At 39.7% G+C, this 21,999-nt stretch carries 21 protein-coding genes; 9 read left to right on the top strand and 12 right to left on the bottom strand.

The annotated features are described in order from the left end of the window. Positions 1–227 precede the first annotated feature (227 nt). Together AACU25_RS11720 and AACU25_RS11715 are read left to right on the top strand one after the other, a co-directional pair. Positions 228–431 carry a hypothetical protein gene (locus AACU25_RS11720; RefSeq protein WP_096575773.1) on the top strand — a complete coding sequence of 68 codons (204 nt, stop codon included), beginning with the start codon at positions 228–230 and terminating at the stop codon, positions 429–431. 155 nt (positions 432–586) lie between these two features. Further along, positions 587–1,795: a 4-hydroxy-3-methylbut-2-enyl diphosphate reductase gene (locus AACU25_RS11715; protein ID WP_096575771.1), complete on the top strand. Its 1,209-nt coding sequence runs from the start codon at positions 587–589 to the stop codon at positions 1,793–1,795. Between the two features lie 321 nt (positions 1,796–2,116). Here the strand turns inward: AACU25_RS11715 and AACU25_RS11710 are convergent, their stop codons facing one another. Further along, the gene (locus tag AACU25_RS11710) at positions 2,117–2,506 is read right to left on the bottom strand and encodes a hypothetical protein (RefSeq protein WP_096575769.1); all 390 of its coding nucleotides are present in this window, start codon (positions 2,504–2,506) and stop codon (positions 2,117–2,119) included. 95 nt (positions 2,507–2,601) lie between these two features. Then, positions 2,602–3,399, bottom strand: coding sequence for an alpha/beta fold hydrolase (locus tag AACU25_RS11705; RefSeq protein ID WP_096575767.1), 798 nt, complete (start codon positions 3,397–3,399; stop codon positions 2,602–2,604). Positions 3,400–3,715: 316 nt separating this feature from the next. Between AACU25_RS11705 and AACU25_RS11700 the strand changes: the two genes are divergently transcribed. Then, positions 3,716–3,919, top strand: a complete 204-nt coding sequence (locus AACU25_RS11700) for a ChaB family protein (protein ID WP_096575765.1) — start codon at positions 3,716–3,718, stop codon at positions 3,917–3,919. 61 nt (positions 3,920–3,980) lie between these two features. Here the strand turns inward: AACU25_RS11700 and AACU25_RS11695 are convergent, their stop codons facing one another. Continuing rightward, on the bottom strand, positions 3,981–5,153 hold the full coding sequence (locus tag AACU25_RS11695; RefSeq protein ID WP_096575763.1) for an MFS transporter: 1,173 nt from the start codon (positions 5,151–5,153) through the stop codon (positions 3,981–3,983). A 160-nt stretch (positions 5,154–5,313) separates the two neighbouring features. Here AACU25_RS11695 and AACU25_RS11690 point away from each other — a divergent pair, with 160 nt between their 5' ends. Together AACU25_RS11690 and AACU25_RS11685 are read left to right on the top strand one after the other, a co-directional pair. Further along, positions 5,314–6,000: a Uma2 family endonuclease gene (locus tag AACU25_RS11690; protein ID WP_321206591.1), complete on the top strand. Its 687-nt coding sequence runs from the start codon at positions 5,314–5,316 to the stop codon at positions 5,998–6,000. A gap of 91 nt (positions 6,001–6,091) precedes the next feature. Then, positions 6,092–6,259, top strand: a complete 168-nt coding sequence (locus AACU25_RS11685; protein WP_321206592.1) for a hypothetical protein — start codon at positions 6,092–6,094, stop codon at positions 6,257–6,259. Here the strand turns inward: AACU25_RS11685 and AACU25_RS36895 are convergent. The 4 genes from AACU25_RS36895 to AACU25_RS11670 all read right to left on the bottom strand — a co-directional run bounded on the left by AACU25_RS36895 (position 6,188) and on the right by AACU25_RS11670 (position 10,157). Then, positions 6,188–6,454 (bottom strand): tetratricopeptide repeat protein, encoded by a 267-nt coding sequence (locus AACU25_RS36895; RefSeq protein ID WP_422641115.1) that lies wholly within the window; start codon positions 6,452–6,454, stop codon positions 6,188–6,190. The genes AACU25_RS11685 and AACU25_RS36895 overlap by 72 nt on opposite strands. Before the next feature lie 292 nt (positions 6,455–6,746). Continuing rightward, positions 6,747–7,802, bottom strand: a complete 1,056-nt coding sequence (locus AACU25_RS11680) for an aromatic ring-hydroxylating oxygenase subunit alpha (RefSeq protein WP_096575759.1) — start codon at positions 7,800–7,802, stop codon at positions 6,747–6,749. Positions 7,803–7,920: 118 nt separating this feature from the next. Next, entirely contained in the window at positions 7,921–9,357 is a 1,437-nt protein-coding gene (locus AACU25_RS11675; RefSeq protein WP_096575757.1) for an MlaD family protein, read from the bottom strand. Between the two features lie 17 nt (positions 9,358–9,374). Next, entirely contained in the window at positions 9,375–10,157 is a 783-nt protein-coding gene (locus AACU25_RS11670) for an ABC transporter ATP-binding protein (protein WP_096575755.1), read from the bottom strand. A 105-nt stretch (positions 10,158–10,262) separates the two neighbouring features. Between AACU25_RS11670 and AACU25_RS11665 the strand changes: the two genes are divergently transcribed. Both AACU25_RS11665 and AACU25_RS11660 read left to right on the top strand, forming a co-directional pair. Next, complete coding sequence (locus tag AACU25_RS11665; protein WP_096575753.1) at positions 10,263–11,777, top strand: phytoene desaturase family protein; 1,515 nt, start codon at positions 10,263–10,265, stop codon at positions 11,775–11,777. A gap of 709 nt (positions 11,778–12,486) precedes the next feature. After that, positions 12,487–13,683 carry an MFS transporter gene (locus AACU25_RS11660; protein ID WP_096575751.1) on the top strand — a complete coding sequence of 399 codons (1,197 nt, stop codon included), beginning with the start codon at positions 12,487–12,489 and terminating at the stop codon, positions 13,681–13,683. A gap of 63 nt (positions 13,684–13,746) precedes the next feature. Here AACU25_RS11660 and AACU25_RS11655 read toward each other — a convergent pair whose 3' ends face one another. Beyond that, positions 13,747–14,802 (bottom strand): MAE_28990/MAE_18760 family HEPN-like nuclease, encoded by a 1,056-nt coding sequence (locus tag AACU25_RS11655; protein ID WP_096575749.1) that lies wholly within the window; start codon positions 14,800–14,802, stop codon positions 13,747–13,749. A gap of 6 nt (positions 14,803–14,808) precedes the next feature. After that, complete coding sequence (locus tag AACU25_RS11650) at positions 14,809–15,981, bottom strand: DUF262 domain-containing protein (protein WP_096575747.1); 1,173 nt, start codon at positions 15,979–15,981, stop codon at positions 14,809–14,811. A 232-nt stretch (positions 15,982–16,213) separates the two neighbouring features. On the opposite strand from AACU25_RS11650, the gene AACU25_RS11645 reads away from it, so the two are divergent. Both AACU25_RS11645 and AACU25_RS11640 read left to right on the top strand, forming a co-directional pair. Then, positions 16,214–17,044 (top strand): metallophosphoesterase, encoded by an 831-nt coding sequence (locus AACU25_RS11645; protein ID WP_096575745.1) that lies wholly within the window; start codon positions 16,214–16,216, stop codon positions 17,042–17,044. Between the two features lie 248 nt (positions 17,045–17,292). Continuing rightward, the gene (locus AACU25_RS11640) at positions 17,293–18,126 is read left to right on the top strand and encodes a metallophosphoesterase (protein ID WP_096575743.1); all 834 of its coding nucleotides are present in this window, start codon (positions 17,293–17,295) and stop codon (positions 18,124–18,126) included. Between the two features lie 663 nt (positions 18,127–18,789). Here the strand turns inward: AACU25_RS11640 and AACU25_RS11635 are convergent. The 3 genes from AACU25_RS11635 to AACU25_RS11625 all read right to left on the bottom strand — a co-directional run bounded on the left by AACU25_RS11635 (position 18,790) and on the right by AACU25_RS11625 (position 21,950). Beyond that, entirely contained in the window at positions 18,790–19,494 is a 705-nt protein-coding gene (locus AACU25_RS11635; protein ID WP_096575741.1) for a hypothetical protein, read from the bottom strand. A 437-nt stretch (positions 19,495–19,931) separates the two neighbouring features. Further along, complete coding sequence (locus AACU25_RS11630; protein ID WP_096575739.1) at positions 19,932–21,389, bottom strand: hypothetical protein; 1,458 nt, start codon at positions 21,387–21,389, stop codon at positions 19,932–19,934. A gap of 78 nt (positions 21,390–21,467) precedes the next feature. Further along, entirely contained in the window at positions 21,468–21,950 is a 483-nt protein-coding gene (locus AACU25_RS11625; protein ID WP_096575737.1) for a hypothetical protein, read from the bottom strand. Positions 21,951–21,999 lie beyond the last annotated feature (49 nt).

The raw sequence follows: 21,999 nt of genomic DNA, 5'->3' as shown, positions 1-21,999 counted from the left end.
GTAGAGTTCAAACTTGCCACGAAATTCTAGCACAAATGGGTTGGGGACTGGGGATGAGGGATTGGTGATTGGGTACTGGGGATAGAGTAGTTTATTCCATTTACATGAAAACCGCTATAGTTAATACTCTTTGAGGTTTCCGTATAGGTACTAATGTCAAGCTTTATCAAAAATTGTTAGTTTAGCTATAGATATTATATAAATCAAGTAATTTTTGTTAAGAAAATATGTTAATCACTGCGCCTATAAACCAAGTACAGTTAGAGGCTGTCTTTGAGCGTATCTTAAATATCCGTAAAATTACACGCCAAGACCAACAGCTATTGATGTCAGCTTTGCTATCTAAAGATGATTTGAACGAACAGGAAATGTTGCAAATCAATAAAGTTTTTCAAGCTGTACAAGGCGGATTAATCAAGGTAGTCGATTAGTTAGTGATGAGTGATGAGTGCTGAGTTCTCAGTCAAAAATCTTCAACCCATTACCCATTACCCATTACCCAATCCGCAGTTTAAGTTATGTTACATACCTCATTAGCGTCTTGACGAGAGAAAATGAGAGATGGTGAACTAACTAGAACAATCCAATGGATACAAAAGCTTTTAAACGTAGCCTGCAACATTCGGAAAACTATAATCGCAAAGGATTTGGTCATCAGGCGGAAGTGGCTACTCAGTTACAGTCTGAGTATCAGAGTAACTTAATCCAACAGATTCGCGATCGCAATTACACTTTAGAACAAGGTGAGGTGACAATTCTGTTGGCGCAAGCTTTTGGTTTCTGCTGGGGTGTGGAACGTGCGGTAGCAATGGCTTATGAAACCCGCCAGCACTTCCCTAATGAGCGCATTTGGATTACTAATGAGATTATTCACAATCCCTCTGTGAATCAGCGAATGCAGGAGATGGAAGTTAAATTTATTCCTGTGAATGCGGGGAAAAAAGACTTTACTGTAGTTGAGAATGAAGATGTAGTCATCTTACCTGCATTTGGGGCTAGTGTTCAGGAAATGCAGATTCTCCATGATAAAGGCTGCAAAATCGTGGATACAACCTGTCCTTGGGTATCTAAAGTTTGGAATACCGTCGAGAAGCACAAAAAAGTAGACTATACCTCGATTATTCACGGTAAATACAAGCACGAAGAAACCGTGGCTACCAGTTCCTTTGCAGGAAAATATCTGATTGTGCTGAATATGCGGGAAGCAGAATATGTTACCAACTATATTCTCCACGGAGGCGATCGCGAAGAATTTCTGCAAAAATTTGCCAAAGCCTGTTCAGCCGGATTTGATCCTGATAAAGATTTAGAACGGGTGGGGATTGCTAACCAAACAACAATGCTCAAAGGCGAAACTGAGCAAATTGGTAAGCTATTTGAGCGGACTATGATGCACAAATACGGCCCCACAGAAATTAATCAACATTTCCAAAGCTTTAATACTATCTGTGATGCTACCCAAGAACGCCAAGATGCAATGTTGGATTTAGTGCAACAAAATCTTGATTTGATGATAGTAATTGGTGGGTTTAATTCTTCCAACACCACACAATTGCAACAGATAGCTTTTGAGCGAGGAATTCCTTCTTATCACATTGATTGCGTAGAGCGAATTAAATCAGCAAAATCTATTGAACATCGGCAATTAACTGGAGATATAGTCACCACAGATAACTGGCTACCAAATGGGAAAATCGCCGTTGGTATTACTTCTGGTGCTTCTACACCCGATAAAGTTGTGGAAGATATCATCGAAAAGATTTTTGATTTGAAAGCCACAGCAACGGTAATTTAATTACTAATTCGTAATTCGTAATTCGTAATTTTTTCCTTGCATTTATCCAAAGGCAATTGAGATTGATTTCAGTTCCGCTTGAAATTATCTCTAATTTATCTCAATTTTTGAAACCGCCTACAATTACGAATTATTAATTACGAAGCCTTTGAGAATCACTATATTTCAGGTACATGAATTACACCAGGGGCACAATATTCTGTGCCCCTACCCTAAGATTATCTGTACAGCCAACAATTCAATATTGCTGTTCTATCTTGAATAGAAAGAATGTTTTATAGTAATAAATTGCCACACCAAAAATATTTTTTATGATAAATTTTAGAATTTGGAAACTGTTACCTTAATTCCAGATTCGAGTGGTGGGACTTTTAAATACTCAATTGGTTCTGAAAGTTGAGCAGTTGTTTTAGTTGTTGGTTGCTGACAGGGCGTAAATAAAATATTGGGGTTTTTAATAATATCAAATGGGTTAAGATTTTTGCATACACTATCTTGCTCTCGCAAAATTGTGTTGCTTGTTGCGGGAGAATTATTTTGGTTGAGACTATAACCCCATTTACCAATCAATGACAATGGTTTTGTTGCTAAAACCGCAGCTTGATGATTCTGGCTGTTTGTAGATGGAACATTCTTTTGGTTAGCGTAAGCACTCTGGGTAATGGTAAGCGCACCAATGACAACGGCTAAGGCTAGGGGAGAGGATTTCATAAATATTCCAGTTAGCTCTAATGTATCTTGCTGTTCTATAGCTACATCAGAGACATTTCCTATTTCGGAAAATCCTAAGAGTGCTAAGTAATTACTTAAAACTGTTGAGTTGAGAGAAACTTTAGCATTGCAGCAGCGACATCTTCCGGTGATTCAATCAAAAAGCCATGTCCACCAGAGTTGAGAACTACAAGTTCCGCTTGGGGGATATTTTGGGCAAGTTGTTGAGAAAATTTTACAGGTGTGAGAATATCTTGTTTACCTACCATAACTAAAGTAGGGCATGAAATATCTTTGAGGCGTTGTGTAGTATCGCAGTTCACGATAGCGCGGCTTTGATGATAGATTCCATGAAGGGTTGGTGGAAATGGATAGTTAACCGCCATCTTAATTATCGCATCAATCATGCCAGGAAAAGAGTAGAATTCATTAGTAAATATCCACGGTAAGATGACTTGCTGGTAAGTTTTCCAGTCGAGAGTGCGGGGGAGTTCTCCCCAGGTGGAGACAATACTATTGAATCGACCATCGCCCTTGGCTAAGGATGAGATTAGTATTAGATTTTTTACTTTTTCTGGGTGTGCTAATGCAAGTTCTTGAGCAATTAAGCCTCCCATTGAATGCCCTGCTAGATGTATCTTATTAATGCCGATTGTTTCTAGTAGTGCAGCAGCATCAGTCGCCATCTGCTGAATAGTGTAGGGACTATCAGGTGCAGAAGTTCGCCCAAAGCCTCGGTTATCGAAGCGAATTACTTGATATTGTTTCAGTGAAGGCATCAGCAATGACCAATAAGCATGATCGCACAGAAAGCCGGAAATTAATAGTAATGGCTCACCTTTACCTTGGATGTCATAGAATAAATCGATTCCGTTAACGTGGACTTTGGGCATAGTTAAGGGGGATGACAATACTTGTGGGTTAAGGGGAAAAAGGGGAATGGGAAAAGGAAAACCTTTAACCCTTAATCTTTAACCTTTTCCCCAAAATCCATTTTGAGGAGATGAGGGGGAAAATGATAATTGGGTAGTTTCTCAACGGAGTCGTGAATTTTGTGGAAAATTGATTTTTTTCACAAGTGCGATCGCTTTTGATTATCCTCTAGAAATTAACCACAGTATGAGTTGTATTTATCGCTAGGGGCAGATGAAAGAGCGCTAATCGCAATGAAAGCTAGTGAGTAAGAACTAGCAGTGAGAGTGAAAATCTATGCCTTATCAAGATATAGCGGATTTACCAGACTCCGTGAAAAACCATCTACCCAAGCACGCAAAGGAAATATTTTTGGCTGCGTTTAATCATGCACTCTCTGAATATGGGGAAGAAGAGACAGCATTTAAGGTTGCTTGGGCATCGGTTAAGCGCGACTATGAAAAAGGTGCAGACGATGAATGGCACAAAAAACCCGAGTAATATCAATTCATAATTACCCGTGCTGTAGAATCTCGGTGAGATTCACAGGGACAATTAAGGATTAATACTGTTGCTTTTGCTTGACTAGCCAAAGGGCAAGGAAGGCGATCGCAATTCCTGTAATGATAAAACAAGGGATATAACCGAAGTGATCCACAATTCTACCAAAGGCGGCTGCACCAATTCCCTGTCCAATAAATAAGTTAAAGGCGAATAGCGACACAGCAGTTCCTCGCGCTTCCGGTGCAAGTTCTGTAGCTTGGGTTTGCAATGTGCTGTGCATCATGTAAAAGCCTAATCCCATGAGGATATTGAAGGGAACAAACAGCACCCAATTTTGCCATAATGCGATCGCTAAAAAAGAAATACACATCAATACCCCACCAAACCCCATTAACCCCCTTTCGCCTAATCTCCGCACCAAATACTTCACAGAACGGCTGTAAATTAGTCCACCTATGCCAAAACCACTGATCATAAAGCCAATTGCTACATAAGGTAAGCTATATCTGTCTCTGAGGAATGCACCCACATAAGCAAATCCGCCAAATAAGCAAAAGCCTTCAATAAATACGCCGATAATTACAGTTTGAGCAGCTGGTTGTGTCATCAGTTGCAAATAAGGGCGGAATGTTGCCCAACCAAAGGGAACATGAGAATGTGTTTCATGACGTAGTTTGCCAATTTTTCGCCACAATTCTATAGATATAACTAGCGAAACAACCCCAAATACTAAAAACAACTCTCGCCAACTAACATATTGTCCAAAAATACCGCCCAAACTACCGCCGAGAATTTGTCCTAATACCAGCGCGCTTAAATATTTACCGATCGCAGTTTGGCGTTGTTCGTAGGGGAAGTTGTCACCGATATAAGCTAAGGTAACGGGGATAATTCCGGCTGCTACCACACCAGTGAGAAAGCGCAGTAAAGTGAGAAGCATGATATTAGGCACAAAAGCACAAGCAGCAGTTCCCACAGCAAAGGCTGTGAGTGCAGCTGTAATGACTTTCAGTTTGCCAATGCGATCGCCTAACGGGCCGTAGACTAATTGAAATAATCCATAAGGTATGGTGTAGGCACTGACAATAATTGCCGCACTACCGACACCAACTTTAAACTCGTCAGCAATGATGTGCAAAAGTGGGTCAATTACCCGCACATCAGCAATTACCATAAAAGCAGCTGCACCCAACAGCCCTAATGAGACAGGCGCTTTACCTGCATTATTCATACTTTAGAACACCCAGCTATTCTGTATCCACTGCTGGGAATATATCAACAAAAAGTGTCGTTTATAGCAGTTTCCAGGTAATTGAACCACAGATTCAAAGTAGGGGCACGGCATCCGCAATCGAATGGTAAATGCAATAATCTTACTGGTGCCGTGCCCAATGCCCCATGCCAAATTCCTGATAGCATTGAGTCAACTACCTGTCAGCAATGGAGCGAGGGCGATGTACGTAACCGTCACACAACCACTGACTTTTGAAGAGTTTCTTGCCTGGGATGATGGTTCAGGCAGAGAGTTTGAGCTATTGGATGGGATTCCTGTGCCATTATCAGAACCAAATGCAAATCATGAGGATTTGATCCAGAGGCTGTGTACCTACGTGGAAAATCACTGCCAAGAAAATAACCTACCTTACGTGTCCCGACAGTCCAAGCAAGTGCGGCTGAAGACAGCGCCACCAGAAAAGGAAAAAAGCCGCAAAGCTGATATTGTCATCTTTGCTAGGGAAGAATGGCAGCGGATGAAAACTATTTCTAGTTCTGCTGCTGCATATATTCCACCACCGGGAATCATTGAGGTTGTTAGCAACAACTGGAAGGACGACTATCTGACAAAACTGGCTGAATATGAAGACTTGGGGGTTTTAGAGTACATCATTGTGGACTATGCTGCTTTTGGTGGCATTCGGTTCATTGGCTCTCCTAAGCAGCCAACCATTACAATCTACCAACTTGAAGATGGAGAGTATTTACCCCCAAAGGTGTTTCGAGGAGAGGATCGAATTGATTTTAGATTGTTTCCGAACATTGCTCTAACAGCTGAACAGATTTTTGCAATGAGTCGCTGATTAGCTGCGCTTAAAGCTTGCAAAGAAGAGTTAAGACATTTGATTTCGCTTACAATTTAGTCAAAGCGCCAGTTTTGAGCAAAATCTCCCAATGCTGACAGAATACATTCAAGCAGCTTTACACCGAGCCAGCTATGAAATTTTAGAAGATGGTACTTTTTATGCAGAAGTACCTGAATTGCTAGGACTATATGCCAATGCTCCCACACTTAAAGCTTGCCGAGAAGAATGCCCTAGCTTCTTCGCGTCTATTTTCTAGCTTTTGGGCAATATTTAATGATTGTTGATAATAAGTAATTGCTGCCTCAAATTGTCTTTGCTGAGAATAAGTCCTTCCCAAAGAATTGAGAGCTTTTATTTGCAAGCTACTATCTTTAAGACTCTCAGCAATTTTTACCCCATAACAAAATTTTAGGCGATCGCAATCATGAATTATCTTTGCCAACCAACGCATTAACAATGTAACCCCACGCATTAACAATGCGACCCGATGCATTGCCAATGTAACCCCATACATTAACAATGCGACCCGATGCATTGCCAATGTAACCCCATACATTAACAATGCGACCCGATGCATTGCCAATGTAACCCCATACATTAACAATGCATCCCGATACATTGGCAATGTAACCCCATACATTAACAATGCATCCCGATACAATCAAGGATCATCTTCTCCCCCTTGCTCCCTGCCCCCTGCCCCCCTGCGCGCTTAATGCGCTATCCTTAAACTCAACACCAAATTAAGCCCGCCAATGCAACAGCTGACTCTTCACCGGGTTGGCAAAGGGACGATTTTCAGCCAAAGAACGTGCATACTCTCGCTTTAATTGGTAATACCATTGCGCCTGGACATCAGAATCTTTAATTAATCGCAGTACTGGATCGTACTTTAAACCAATTTGCTGCTTTTCTACTACTCTGCGGTCTTGGTCAAGAAAGGCGCGTGTAAATAGACGAATTAACGGCTTGGCAAATCCAGCCCAAGGAACTGTCCAATAAAAGGCAAAATTCACTTCGCATTCTGTTTCGGAAATTGGTGTAATTGCTGTCAAGTTGCAAACTTGATGTTTGGCGGTTGTTGTGTTTTCGATTCGCACGCCGGGGATACGGAAAGAAATTTCGGTTTCCGGAGTTCCGCCGCCAATGAACTTATAAGCTGAACCTGTGTTAGCGGGTAATTGGTGTTTACGCATGGTAAACCCATAAGGTGAAGGGTCAAATTGCTTAATTTCGTCGTGTAGTTGACCAGAACGCCACCACCAGACGCGATGTACATAAGGCGAATGGGCGGGGTCCATCAAACCTAAGACTGCATGATCAATAAAACAGGGAAACCGCATCACTTCAACTAACTGCGGCGGGCGATCGCCAAAACCCGGAATCACCGGAATTTCCATATCTGAAGGCGAACCTTGAGATTTTCCTGGTTCTGGCATATATATCCAGATATTACCCTGAGTTTCCCGCACTTCGTAGGATTCCACATTGTAGCGATTTAAATCTATATCTTGTCCTTCAACTAAAGAAGGAATAACAGTACAACGCCCCCCATGATCAAAACGCCAACCATGATAACAGCATTCTACTTCCTGCCCATCAAAGCGACCGCAGCTTAAAGGTATACCACGATGGGGACAAATATCCCGCACAGCAAACACTTTACCCTCACGGGTACGACATAGTAATACTGGTTCTCCCAAAAAAGTACGGGCGATCATTTTACCTGGCTTCAGGCGATCGCTAGGCAATGCATAGTACCAGATATTACGCAGGAAAAAATTTTGATTATCTTTCATAAGTCAAGGGTCAAGGGTCAATAGTCAAGAGTCAAAGGTCAATAGTCTAGAATCAAAAGTTTTTCTACCTCATCCCCCTGTTCTCCCTCATCTCCCTCATCTCCTTAATCCCCAACCCCTAATTACTCGCCTCTATCTTCTCCTGTTCCCGCTGCTTTTGATACTGTCTGAGTTGTTGTAATAGCTTTTCTGAAGATGATTCTGGTGTAGTTATAGTGAAAGCTGATGGAAAGTGTTTGTCTGCAGTTTTCACAGAGGTAGGTGAAGGATTAATAGTGATAGCCTCTGGCTTCAAGGTTGGAGTCGCCAGGACAACATTAGGTTGATTACCGGGTTTATCAGCTGGTTTATTAATTGATGCTTTGAGTGAATCTAGAGTAGCAGCCACCTCTACTTGCTGTTGCATATCTTGGGTGGAAGAGACTAAGTTACTCAAACCATTTACTAATTGTCGAAGATTACTTCTAAAAGTGGGATCGCCTGTTAACTCGTCTAAATCAGCAGTAATTTTTTGAGTATTCTCAAAAGTTGCTCTTGCAGAATCGAGAGTTTGTTGCAGTAATACAGTGTTTTTGGGGTCGTTTAAACTCTTGGTTGCATCGCGTAAATTAGCTGATGCTTGTGCTGCATTTGCAGATAGAGTTTCTAAATTGCTGATTACTTCTCCTTGAGTTAAGCGATTAACTGCAGGTGATAAGCCGCTAACTGTAGTGCGTAAAGCGTTGCTGGTTTCGGTGATATTATTTAAAGCCGCAACCAGTGAAGAACGATTGTTTGTGACTAAATTATCTAAGTTAGTCAAAAGCCGACTAGCTTGACTTGCAGTTAAACTAAATTGGGTGGCGGCTGAACCTAGTTGATTGACCGTTTTAGTACTAGATGCGGTTAATTGATTAGTCGCCCGTTGTACAGAGGTAGCTGTAGCGGAAAATGTGCCTAGTTGACCTTGAGCGCTTTTTGACAAACCCCTGAGGTCGCGGCTCAAAGCAGTCAAGCTAGTGGCGGCGGCGGTGGAGCTTTCTAATAGCCTGTTAACGTTACTATAAAATTTGGGGTTATTATATACAGTCGCTAATTCAGTTGAGCTGCGAATCAGTTCATCAACACTGATACCAACTTGACCTTTTAGCCGTGAACCATTGCAAATAATTAGTTGAGGATCACAATTTTTATCTCGTGGTTTAGCAACAATAACCCCAGCAGGTAAAGCAGCTTTAGGGGTGATATCAATGATACTTTCGCTAATCAATCCACTTTGATTGGCTTCAACTACTACATTACTAGGAATAATTAAATCAGCTTGGGGAATTTCAATTTCTACTTCAATGTTATTTGGCCCTGGTCGAATTGCGGAGATACTGCCCACTTTTACGCCACGGTAGCGGACTGTTGCGCCTTTTTGCATCCCGCCCGCATTCGCAAATTCCACAATTGCCTTGTATGAACCGCGACTAGTGCTAACGCGATTCAACCAGATGACTATTAATCCAAATGCTCCCACTCCCATTAGGATCAACAGCCCCACAGAACCTTCTCTAAATGTTCGCGATCGCATATTTTTCCTCCATCCATCTAGCCGACGACCTGAATTGGGCCATGCACACTTCCACTCATAAATTGTCTAATCAATGGATGGTCTGTGCTATCTATTTCATCAACTGTACCCTGCCACTGCACTCTACCTTGATAGAGAAAAATTACTCTATCGGCGGTACGACGAATTGTGCTGTCTTGATGGGTGACAATAGCATAAGTGCTACAAACTCCTTGTGAACATTGCAAATGACGAATTAAATCTTCGATGACTGTGGAAGCGATGGGGTCAAGTCCGGCTGTTGGTTCATCGTAGAGTAACAGTTCTGGCCCCTGCTGATCGCTTTCGGGGTTAGACATAATTGCACGTGCAAAACTCACGCGTTTCCGCATCCCCCCAGAAAGTTCCGATGGATAAAGTTCACCAATTCCCGGTAAACCCACCATTTCCAATTTTGTATTCACCAGTTGGCGAATGCGCGATCGCGCTATCTTGGAATTCTGATACAGTAAAAACCCCACATTCTCTTCTACTGTCAGCGAATCAAACAAGGCTGCTTGCTGAAACACCATCCCAATCCCCACACTATCAGCAGCATCCTCAATCAAACCCGTGCGCCGCACTCCGCGGACATATATCTCACCTTCATCCACAGCTAGCAATCCCGCAATCACCCGCAAAATTGTAGATTTACCAGTCCCAGAAGGGCCAATAATTCCTAGTGCTTCTCCCTGATGAATTGTCAAATCCACACGATCTAAAACCTTGTTACTACCAAAGGACTTAGACACGCCTCTTAATTCAATTAATGGTTCTGTCATTGGTCAAAAGTCAAAGGTCAAGGGTCAAAGGTCAAGGGTCAAGAGCCATAATTAAGTTAATCTGGACTGTGGACTTTTGACCTTGGACTCCGCGAAGCGGCAAAAATGCAAGATAGTGATGTCATTGTAATTGGTAGCGGTATCGGTGGTTTGTGTACTGCGGGTTTACTAGCTCGTTATGGCAAGCGCGTAATTGTCTGCGAAAGCCATACAATTGCGGGTGGCGCTGCTCATAGTTTTAGACGACGGGGATTTGAATTTGATTCTGGCCCTTCTTTCTATTGTGGTCTGAGTGATACCCAAAGCTTAAATCCACTAAAACAAGTTATGGATGTGCTTGGTGAATCCATTCAAGTTATACCTTATGATCCTTTGGGACACTACCATTTTCCTGAAGGAACTATTGCAGTTTACAGCGATGCTGAACGTTATTGGCAGGAGGTGGAGCGAGTTACACCCCAAGGTGCGAAAGAACTGCAACGGTTTACAGCACGCTTATTAGGCTTGTATGAGGCGATGCGGGGTATTCCTACTTTAGCGCTGCGCTCAGATTGGCAAGTAATTTTCACATTCATAAAAAGTTACTTACCATCATTGCTGAAAATGTTGCCTTACTTACCGCTGGTGCAAAGTTCAGCGGGGAATGTCATGGATGCAACAGTTAAAGACCCTTGGGTAAGGCGGTTAATTGATTTAGAATGCTTTTTACTTTCAGGGTTAAAGGCACATGGCACAATCGCCCCAGAAGTAGCTTTTATGTTAGGCGAACGTTCCCGTGCGGGGGTGGAATATCCCCTTGGGGGGAGTGCAGCAATTGTTCAGGCTTTAGTTAAAGGATTAGAACGCTGGGGCGGACAACTGCGTTTAGGATGTCACGTCGAGCAAATTTTAGTGGAATCAAGCAAAGTTGTGGGTGTGCGGTTAGCAACAGGTGAAATTTTGCGATCGCCAATTGTCATTTCCAATGCGAGTATTTGGGATACTTACAATCATTTGCTACGTCCCGAAGATTTACCCGCAAGTTTCCGCCAAGCAGCTTTAGATACGCCAGCGGTTGATAGTTTTATGCATTTGCATTTAGGTATCAAGGCGGATGGTTTAGAGAATTTAACCGGACATCATGTAGTAGTTCACGATTCTAATCAAGATATTACAATCCCAGGCAATAGTTGCATGATCTCGATTCCGACAGTGTGGGATGCAACACTAGCACCAGCAGGACATCATGTAGTTCATGCTTACACCCTCGAACCCTACACTGGCTGGGAACGAAATCAAGATTATGCAGAAAAGAAAAGCCAGAAAGCACAATCTTTATACCGCGCTTTAGAGCGTATTATCCCCGATATCCGAGAGCGTGTAGTTATAGAACTCATCGGCACACCCCTCACTCATGCTCATTATCTCCGCAGATATCGCGGAACCTACGGCCCAGCCATTGCTGCGGATCAGGGAATGTTTCCTAGCACGCACACGCCAATCCAGGGTTTGTATCGTGTTGGTGATAGTACCATCCCCGGAATTGGTGTCCCAGCTGTTGCTGCATCTGGTATTTTGTGCGCGAATACTTTAGTAAATCTACAGCAGACAGAACAGGTGTTAGGTGAGTTAAGAAAATAACAGCAATTTTTGAATTTACCAATTAACAGCTAACAAACTGTATGAAATAATTTTTGGTTAAGGGTAAAAAGGGGAATGGGAAAAGGAAAGACAAAACCTTTAACCCTTAACCTTTAACCTTTTCCCTAAACCAATTTTGAGTTAAAAACCCTTAATCGAGTAGTATTAGATGGTATTTTACACATAGATATTTTTCTTTTTTTAACAGTTATAAACGTTTTGATTATTAGGTGTTTAGCAATGATAAATACCTAATTACATCACCTGTATGCTGATGAAACTAAAATTATATAAGGCGCGATTGATAGTACCTAATATCAAACAAAAACGTAAATTTACACACAAAATTAATTAACAATACTAGGTCTAACCCCTGTGTAGTTTCAGCACAACGGTTATAGAATTAAAATTATTGATCGCACAGCAAGTAATTGAGGAGATTACACCCTTGGCTCTTCTGTAGAGTCACGGTTATAATCACAAGCCATAGTTAAAAATATTACTTTAATTCAGGCAAAATATCTTTGCTGATGGGATAAGTTGTTTGTTCATGACTGACAAACAACAATTATTTGTCATTGGTGATTTACCCTTGTCTCGTTTTCCTTAAAACCTGGCTTACCCCAGAATAATGCAATTTATCATGCCTTTTTTCCTATCAGACTTGTCCTAAAATCGCGCCGCTGATATAAAAGAGTAAAACAAAAGCATGGTTAAATCTTTCGATTCCCGTCCGACTGAAATTTTATGGCGACAAGTTTGGGGATTAGCGGCTTTACTAGCCGCAATCATGCTCAGTTGGATGGCTTATAGTTTTTATCAACCAAAAATTTTACAGAAACTTAAATTTGGAGAATTAGCGGCTTGGCTGGGGATAATCCAAGGGTTACTCGCTACATTTATCGAACCTTTTGTGGGAAGATTTTCCGATCGCATTCAGCAACGCTGGGGTAATCGCCTACCCATGATTAGTGTAGGAGTAATTCTGGCGGGTTTGATTTTCGTGATTCTATCGCTGTTAATGGAACAACATTTACAAGGGGGTGGACGTTGGTTAATTCCTGTACTGATGACAGTTTGGGTAATTGCAATGATTATTTTTCGTGGCCCTGCGATCGCACTACTTACACAGTTAGCACCAGTGACAGAATTACCACAAGCTAATGCGGTTTTAGTATTTGTCTTTGGCTTGATTGGGGCGATTGGGCCATTTTTCAATAAATTTATGGATAGTATCGGCGCATCGATTACCTTTCTATTAGGTGCGATCGCCTTAGTGATAGGTGCATATATTTTGCGATCGCTTACTCCCCCATATTCTTTAACTCAGTATCCACTCAATGAAGATTTATCCTCTAACGCTCCTGCTTTATTATTATTTTTAATCTTTGTGATTGGCTTAGGAGCGGGATTAGAAGTCAATCTGCTCATGTCAATGTTCCCTCAAGTCCTACAAGCTCAACTACCCGGACTCAGGCTAGAATTTATTACCTCTAGCATACTTTTAGTATCTGCAATGTCCTCAGTAATTTTGGGAGAATTGACAGCCCAAATAGGTACTAATAAAGTCTTGTTACTAGGCTTAGGCTCAATGACAGGCTTAATGGGACTAGCATTATTAAACGATATTGATAATTTAGTCGTAGCTTATATACTTGGTTTTGGTGTTAGCTATGGGCTACTTTTTGTGAGCATGATTCCTTTTTGTTTAGGAAAAGTTTCTCCACAGCAAGCAGGTTTAGCCACTGGTTTATATTTTGGTGGTTGTGCTGGCGCTACTGCTATAGTCGCAATTTTAATTAAATATGATTTTTTTACATCATTACTTGCTTTTTTGCTCTCTGAATTAGCTTTTTTCATCGCAGCTGGTTGCGTCGTCATCATCAAGAGAATTCAACTCAGTTAATATTTAATAAGGTAATGATTAGAACGCATATATTATAGATATAATTTTATTTTTTTCCTATTATCAATCTTGTAATTGATACAAACGCAATCCTTTTTTTGCATCTACATCAAATTTTAAACCTACTTCCATCCCTTTAGTGGTTTGAATCTCATTAACTGGTATTCCATTATTTTGAATGCTTGTAATGGTAGCTAAAACACAACAAGATGTTCCTTCACTAACTAAGAAAAGGCTGCGTCCTACTGATAACATAGTAATTTCTTCAAACTTTGCTATTCCAGCCTCTCTCTTTTTTAACCATTCTGTAATTCTTCCAACTTCCTGCGTTTGTCCTAGTACTTTCTTACGCTCCAGCACTTGATAAGTAACTAACTCAGCAAGTGCTTGACATAAAGCTTCAACAAAGATACATAATTCTAGCAATGCATGGGCTCTCAGAAAATTATCTGGGGAGCCATGCGCGGCATCATTACGATAAATAATTAAATCATTTAGTTCACTTTCAGCAGTATTTTGAGATCCTCTAATTTCTTCTATAAAATACTTTACCGCTCTATGATTTTCTATCCAAATCCATGCATTTGGTAAGCCTGCATCTGCCATTAATTTATCTAAAGTTTCTCTGCGTAGATTCTGTTCGTGGAATAGGAAAGCATCTGGTAACAGATAATATTCTGCTTCATTAGTATATCCATAAAAAAATCCACGGATAACATTTTCAATATTAAGGTGTTTATATCTATTTTTCTTGATTTCGATAAGCAATCTTCCTACACCTATCTGGTGAGTATTGCGGATTCTTTCTTCTAACTCTGAATACTGTGGAAATAATACAGGTAGAAGTGTTAACCAATCAGCAATTATCTCCTCTACAAAACGCTCATAAATTGCGTATAATCGCATCACTACTGCACAGTGATCATAAATTAACCACTCTTGTAGCTTAGGTATATCCTGCATTAGTGTGCCAAGAATCAATTCTGTATCTTCATATAATTCTTGCTTTGTTATATCAGATGAGCTAAACGAAATTTCTCTAAGCCTAGTGTTAGTTTTGATTATAGAAATTACAGTAGAAATATTAACTCTTACTGTCTTAAGAAGATTCTGAAACATCGCCGTTTACTCTGCGATAATTTGGGACAGCATATCATCCACTAATCTAATTCTTTCCTGGATATCAGCTTTAGTGGTTCCACCGCCTGTAAACAGCTTTGAACTATCTTGTTTAAACAGATTCTTGGTCTCATCAATTACTCTTGATTTCCTTTGAATTAGAATCTCTGCATCTTTTAGATGTCTACTAAAACCAACCATAACAGCATCATAATAAGCCTTATAAGTCCTATCTTTCCATTTATTTGACTTATTATCGAAGGGCTTAAATAAATTCTCTGCATAAATTTCATTTGCTAACTCTATAGTATTTATGAAAATACACTTGAGAATTTCTATATCTTCATCAGAAAATTTCAAACTCTTGATCATATATAAATCAAGAAATCCCTCCATCCCTCTACGAAAGTCATCCACATGACGTAATGCAAAAAAACGAAGAATTAATTCGACATCTTCCATCTTTTTGTACAAATTATTTTTACATAATTCTTCATTATTATCTATCGGGATTCCCCAAGCATCAGTAAAGATATCATTACTTGCCAGTTCAAGTAATAATTGGTTGAATTTGCCATAATATAAACAGTTACGTACCTCTTGGCGACTTAAGGCGACACCACCAGTATTTAAACGCTCAAATGCTAGTTGCTTTAAAAGTAACTCTTCTTCAATATTAGATTTTGACTCTGTAATTAGAACTATAGAAGAGATCGAACGACGATCAATCCCAGCTTTTATTTTTGTAGGAAGATTAGCATATGTACGTCCATTTAATTCTGGCCAGAGTTCTAGACCTGTTAATGCCAAACGGTTTTCATAAAAATCGCGAAGGGCGGTAATTCTCTGTTGACCATCCATTACTTCATAAAAGTTGAACTCCTTCTCATAAAGAATAATTGGGGGTACTGGAATATTGATTAGAAAAGACTCTATCAGTCGTGATTGCTTCTTTTTATCCCAGCGATCTCTTCTTTGATAAAAAGGACGCACATCCATGTACCCAGTCTTTTTTAATGCTTCGACAAAACTGGGTAGTTTTTCTCTGTTCATTTCAGTGAGAATTCTTTGTTCTCCAGACTCATACTTAGCATTGATATCAATATCAGACATTTTGTTGCGGGCTTGATAGGGTGATGCTTCCCACATTTTTTCTTCTGTCGGCGCAAGTACTTGCATTGACTACATCCTCCAAAATAGCAGCAGGATCAAACATAAATATGCTGAATAAATATAGTTTATCGCTTTCTGATGAGGTCAACCTTTTAATGTTGGATATTTATGTAAGTAAAAGTACGCAAAAAACTAGTATGATTCATGAAGTTTTGAAGAAGTTGTTTTAGTTGAACAGGCGATCGCAGAATTTTTAGTTAAGCTATAAGCGCTAATAGTTAGGATTATTAAGCGCGCTATGCACTGGTTACTATCTGGGCCGTTGAGTACAGAAAAATTGACGGTTAAGATTGCAGACTTACCTGCATCTTTAAAAGGTAAAAAGCTGGTGCAGATGTCAGATTTTCATTACGATGGTTTCGGGCTATCGGAAGCGATGTTAGAACAGGCGATCGCAGTTAGCAATCAAGCCCAACCAGATTTAGTCTTATTGACTGGAGACTATGTCAATAGAAGCCCAGAACCAATTCACAGGCTAGTGCTAAGGCTAAAAAATCTCCAAAGTACTGCAGGTATTTATGCCATACTGGGCAATCACGATATATGTTATAAACACTCAAGAGCAGAAATTACAGATGCTTTCAATAAAATTGGCATTCCTGTTCTTTGGAATGACATTGCTTATCCGTTAGGAAAAGAATTGCCATTAGTAGGGTTAGCAGATCGTTACTCACGAGAATTTAACCCTGTACCAGTCATGAATCAGCTAGATCCTGATATTCCTCGGATTGTACTATCCCATAACCCTGATACAGCAGAATTATTGCAAGCATGGCGTGTAGATTTGCAATTATCTGGTCATACTCATGGCGGTCAAATCGTAATTCCCGGATTTGGCCCAGCATTATTATATTACAGAAAAATTGTGCAAAAAATTCCTAAAAAAGTGCGTCAATTTATTCCATTTTTGCAAGTGAGTAACTATACAGTAAGGCATTGGGAATGGGCACAGGGTTTACATCAAATAGGCAAAAATCAATTATATGTCAATCGTGGTTTAGGAACTTATTTACCTGGACGTTTATTTTGTCGCCCAGAAGTGACTATCATCACCCTACAAAGTCAGTAATTTTTAAATGAATAGCAACCAAAAAATTAATTTAATTGAATATATTAGGTCTTAGTTAAACAAACAAGAATATTTATTTAAGCTAAAATAGATACTTATTATGTAATCATTTTATGGATTAGTTGACAGCCAACAGCTAGCAATTCAACTATCAAGTATTGATACTCATTCTAAAGAATTCTTAATTTAAGATATATTTTATTTTTTGGTAAGCTGTAAGCGCTGCTATGAGGAGTGTCTATTAAGTTATGCACTGGTTATTTACAGGACATTTAAGAGTAGATAAACTAACGGTTAAGATTACAGACTTACCTGTATCTTTAGAAGGCTTAAAGTTAGTTCAGTTATCAGATTTTCATTACGATGGTTTGCGATTATCGGATGAGATGTTAGAAGAAGCGATCGCACTGACTAATGAAGCAGAACCTGATGTAGTAGTCTTAACTGGTGACTATGTAACAGACGATCCCACTCCGATTCATAAATTAACTCAACGTCTCAAATATCTAGAAAGCCGTTATGGAGTTTATGCCATACTTGGTAACCATGACATCCATTACAGCCACTCCAAAGCAGAAGTAACAGATGCATTTACTAACATTGGAGTAAATGTCTTGTGGAACGAAATTGCTTATCCTGTAGGCACAGAATTACCATTCATCGGATTAGCTGATTATTGGTCAAGAGAATTTCAACCAGCACCAATTATGAATCAACTAGACTCCACCACACCCCGCATTGTTTTATCCCATAACCCTGATACTGCTAAGATATTGCAACAATGGCGAGTAGATTTACAGCTATCTGGTCATACTCACGGAGGTCATATAGTGATACCAGGTATTGGGCCTTTGGTGTTTCATTATAAAAAGCTGCTGAAGAAACTACCCAAAAAATTGCGGAGTTGGGTATCTTTTTTCCTTGGGGATTTCTCTACAGTAGTACGATATTGGGAATGGGCTCAAGGATTTCACAAAGTTGGCAGTAATCAGTTATATATCAATCGTGGCTTAGGAACTTATCGACCAGGACGCTTATTTTGTCCGCCCGAAGTAACTGTAATTACGTTACTCCGTGAATAGTCCAGAAACATTTCATTTATTCGGATACTCTTGCTGGAACTCTGCAAATTTTTTCTTTTTGACTATCAACAGCCAACATTGCATAGTCAACCTTTAAACACATTTAACCGCCTAGAGCTACGATGGGAGAATATCAGCAGCTTCAGGCGGTTGATGAAAAATGCAATTGTTTCGAGAAGATTCTAAAATTCAGAGGGAAATAGCTACAACTAATGTGGACTGTAACAATCTTCGCAATCGCTCTCTCCAGAAACCATTTGTGCATCCTTGATCCAACTAGGCAGGCATTTCTGGCTGTGCGTTCAATCACCTCCAAAAGGATTATCGATGAGATTAAGGCGAAAACACTTTCAATGGATGCTACAACTGAGCAGTGATTGCGAGAACATTAGAGCAGGAGGCACAGGCTCTAATTTAAAGGTTTGTTGGTGAACTTTTAACCTTTTTGTACCTTGCTCTTAATGTAGCACTTACTTTCTCTACTGAAGCACATATTTACCAAACTTGAACGCTGTTAATTTACCGCAACATTTTGGCAATTTTTCTTAATAAGCGGGGTTTGGTGTTTGAGAGATAGAGATGAGGAAGATGAGGAAGATGAGGAGAACAAAAACCAATTACCCATTACCCCTTCCCCATTCCCCCTTCCCCATTGACAAACACCTACTGACCAGTCTTACTATCTCCAGAAGACGAAGTACCACTGTTAGAGTTAGTGTTTGACTGACCTGTGCCGTTAAGTGGAGAATTTGTCAGTGTATCGCTGCTCTTATCTTGAGTAGAAGAGTTATCAGTTGGACTTTGGCGGTTAGGAGTCGATGGTGATGGCGATGCAGATGGAACTCTTTCCGCAGCAGGTCGTTGAGATGGAACAGTAATATTAATATTTGGTTGTGAAGGCGCAGATTGTGAAGGCGCAGACTGTTGAGGAATTACAACAGGTACTTCTCTGGTTCTTTCAATGATTGTGGTTTTTGTTTGAGGAGATTGACTAGCAGCAGGGGAAGGACTAGCACTAGATGGTACAGGAACGAATACTGGTGCAGCATTGTTTACAGGTTCATTGTTACGCTGGTTGAAATACCAGAATGCGGCTGCACCCAAGGTAACTAAAGAAGCTAGGATGACACCTAACAATAAACCATTAGCAGTATTACTATTATCACGCTCTACTAAATTAGCTTCTTGATATCTGCGTTCAGCGTTGCGACCGGTTACATAACCAGTTCCATAGGAATTATAATTACCTGGGTTGTTAACTGTTTCCGTAGTTCTCTGCACGTGAGTACGAGTCTCACCGTTAGCATCTGTATAAGATTCTTGCCTATTTTCACTGTGATAACTTTCGCGATCGCTTGGATTATTCATAACCTTTTATTCCACTCCTCGATTAGTAAATATTGGCAAACAGGACTTTGCATTAACCAAAACTTTTCATTTATCTGAAAAATTTGATTTCTGAAATTGTGTTTTATTTGTTACTTAGCCTTTGATATGATTCAGAATAACCTTTGTAATCATTTAGTTGGCTCTACCGCGAGTAGGGAGTTTTTCCTCTATCCAAAGGGGGAATATTGCCATTATTTTCATAACTATTAGATTACTAAGCTGTTAATAAACTAATGGTTTTCCTAATTTATGTAATCTTTAAAAACCGCAGCACCAATAGAGACTTACTAGCTAGACAAGACTTTTCGGTGAAATGAAACAAGGCCAAGGAGAAAGGAAAAAGAACATACTTTTAACCCTTACCCTTTAACCTTTTCCCTAAACCTTACTGATGATTTAAAAATGCTTCAACGTTATTATGTATATCGCCGCGACAAACGCCGCCAAAGCAAAAGTAATAAGATAGCAATGATAAATCCGCTGAGGGTGTAGATTCCTGTTGTTGCTGGGACTAGCCACCAGGGTTCTTCGTTTGGCTCCTCTGTGATTGTTTTTACCTCTTGGGTTTTCTTTCCTTCTTTTGTATCTAATTGTTGTACTGTCTTGACTTCTTTTATTGTCTTTACGCCTTCTGTACTGGATTCTAGATGGAAAGATTTAATTAGGTAGGATCTGACAGGGTTGTCGTTATCTTCCCCCAATCCGGGTAAAGCGGCGACAAAAGAGCCAAAAGTCCAACCTGCAGCTAATAGGCTAACGAAGGTTTGAAAATTGCGATCGCGTTCAGCTTTTTCTACTTCAACACGGCTGCGAACTGCGTTAATGGTATCTGAAAGTAATTTTAAACCTCGTTCTAGGTTCTCTGAATCTTTAGTTATTTGGAAGCGATATTTGTCTTTAACTAATTTACTGAACTCTGTTAAAAACCTGACTTCTGTTTCTTGATTGACTACAAGTTTTTGAGATTTTTGTTTAATTTTACCTATCCGCTTTTCATAATTACTTAAGTTAATATCAATTGTGCCACCCTGGAAATCAATTATAGTTAATTCTCTGGTATATTCATTGAGGGTATTTTGCACATCAATTAATGTTGTATGCAGTATTTTTAACTCACTACCCTGCTTTCTGGCTTTTTCAACTGTATTACTGCCAGCTTGGATTTTTGAAAAATAAGTTTGCAGAGAATGTTTTAATATCCGACTTTGACTATAGGCCCAAAATATTTTGTGCCGATAATAGAACAAACGCATCCAATCAGCATAAAATTTACCAGATAAATTTAAAGTATTTTCATTAGGATATATTACTACAATAAAATGCTGATGATTTTGAGTCAGTTCAAAAATATCTGCTCCTAAAAAATGCCCTTGACCTTGTAAATCTCCTTCCCAATCCAAACCCGGCATTAAGGCTTGATAGCAAGCTTGAGCAATCTCTTCTGGGCTTTGGGTTTGCTCTGCAGGTAACCAGCCAGAGAGCATCCAAGTTTGTCCAATATTAGATGTTTGACCTTTTAAAGTTTGCTCAATTTCTGCTTTAATATTGGCAAAACATTGAGCAGGTTGAGCATCAGTTTTATTTTTGAAAGCACATTCTAGAAGTAGACCATAACTATCACCAAGCAGTACAGGGTAAACATAGCCTTCATATTGTTCACTGTCATGTTTTGTCGGTGCATATACATCTTTGAGGAGATGAACATATTCACCTTGTAACTCTTGCCCATTTTCTAGCAAAAATGGGCGAATATATTCAGGTATTTTCTGAAAAAAAGATTGTTGATTCTGCCCAATCTCGTCTGAAGTATCGCCTAAACTATACTTCAAATCATAAAGAAAGAGGTCAATAGTCGGATAAATAAGTGCAGTCATTTAAGGAAATAATTTTATATTTTTTAATATTTGTCAGATGCGTTAGGACAGCATTCCTAACACATCCTGAACGACAAATTACTGATTTTGACTAAGATTTTGGCTTAAAAATTGTTGGAATTGTTCAAAACCATTTAATTTTTTAGCAGTTTCCGCAGGATTAGAAGTTGTCATTACCCTAATAGCCATATTGGTAATTTCATTGCTTCTTAAATCAGAGGCGCTAACTTGGGGAATAGCACGGGTTGTCGGTTGAGGCTTCTGCTTTGGTGCAGCTTGTTCGAGTTCAGCTTCGTTAGGTAGTAAATTGAGGGGAATGCGATCGCCTAAATTATCTAATTGCGATTTTGCGGCTTGAAAGCGATGATTTAAAGCTGGGTTAGCTTGGATCGTCATCAATAGACGGGGTGCGATCAGTATTTCCCAGGCTTTTGGGTTAGCTGAAAGTTGTTCTGCAGCTTGGTATAAATCAGATTGTTCTGTATCGCTTAAAGAAATGTCAGAATCCTTTAAAGCAAGCAATAGAGCTAATAAAGTATTGTTAAGTTCAGTAGATTCCATGAGGAAAATTACGAATATTTGAAGTTACATGATTAACATTAAGTTTATT

It is taken from the genome of Tolypothrix tenuis PCC 7101 (assembly GCF_963874875.1).
In the GTDB taxonomy this organism is placed as follows: domain Bacteria; phylum Cyanobacteriota; class Cyanobacteriia; order Cyanobacteriales; family Nostocaceae; genus Aulosira; species Aulosira tenue.
Note: the sequence above shows the minus strand (reverse complement) of the source record. Positions and strands in the feature narration are given on the sequence as shown.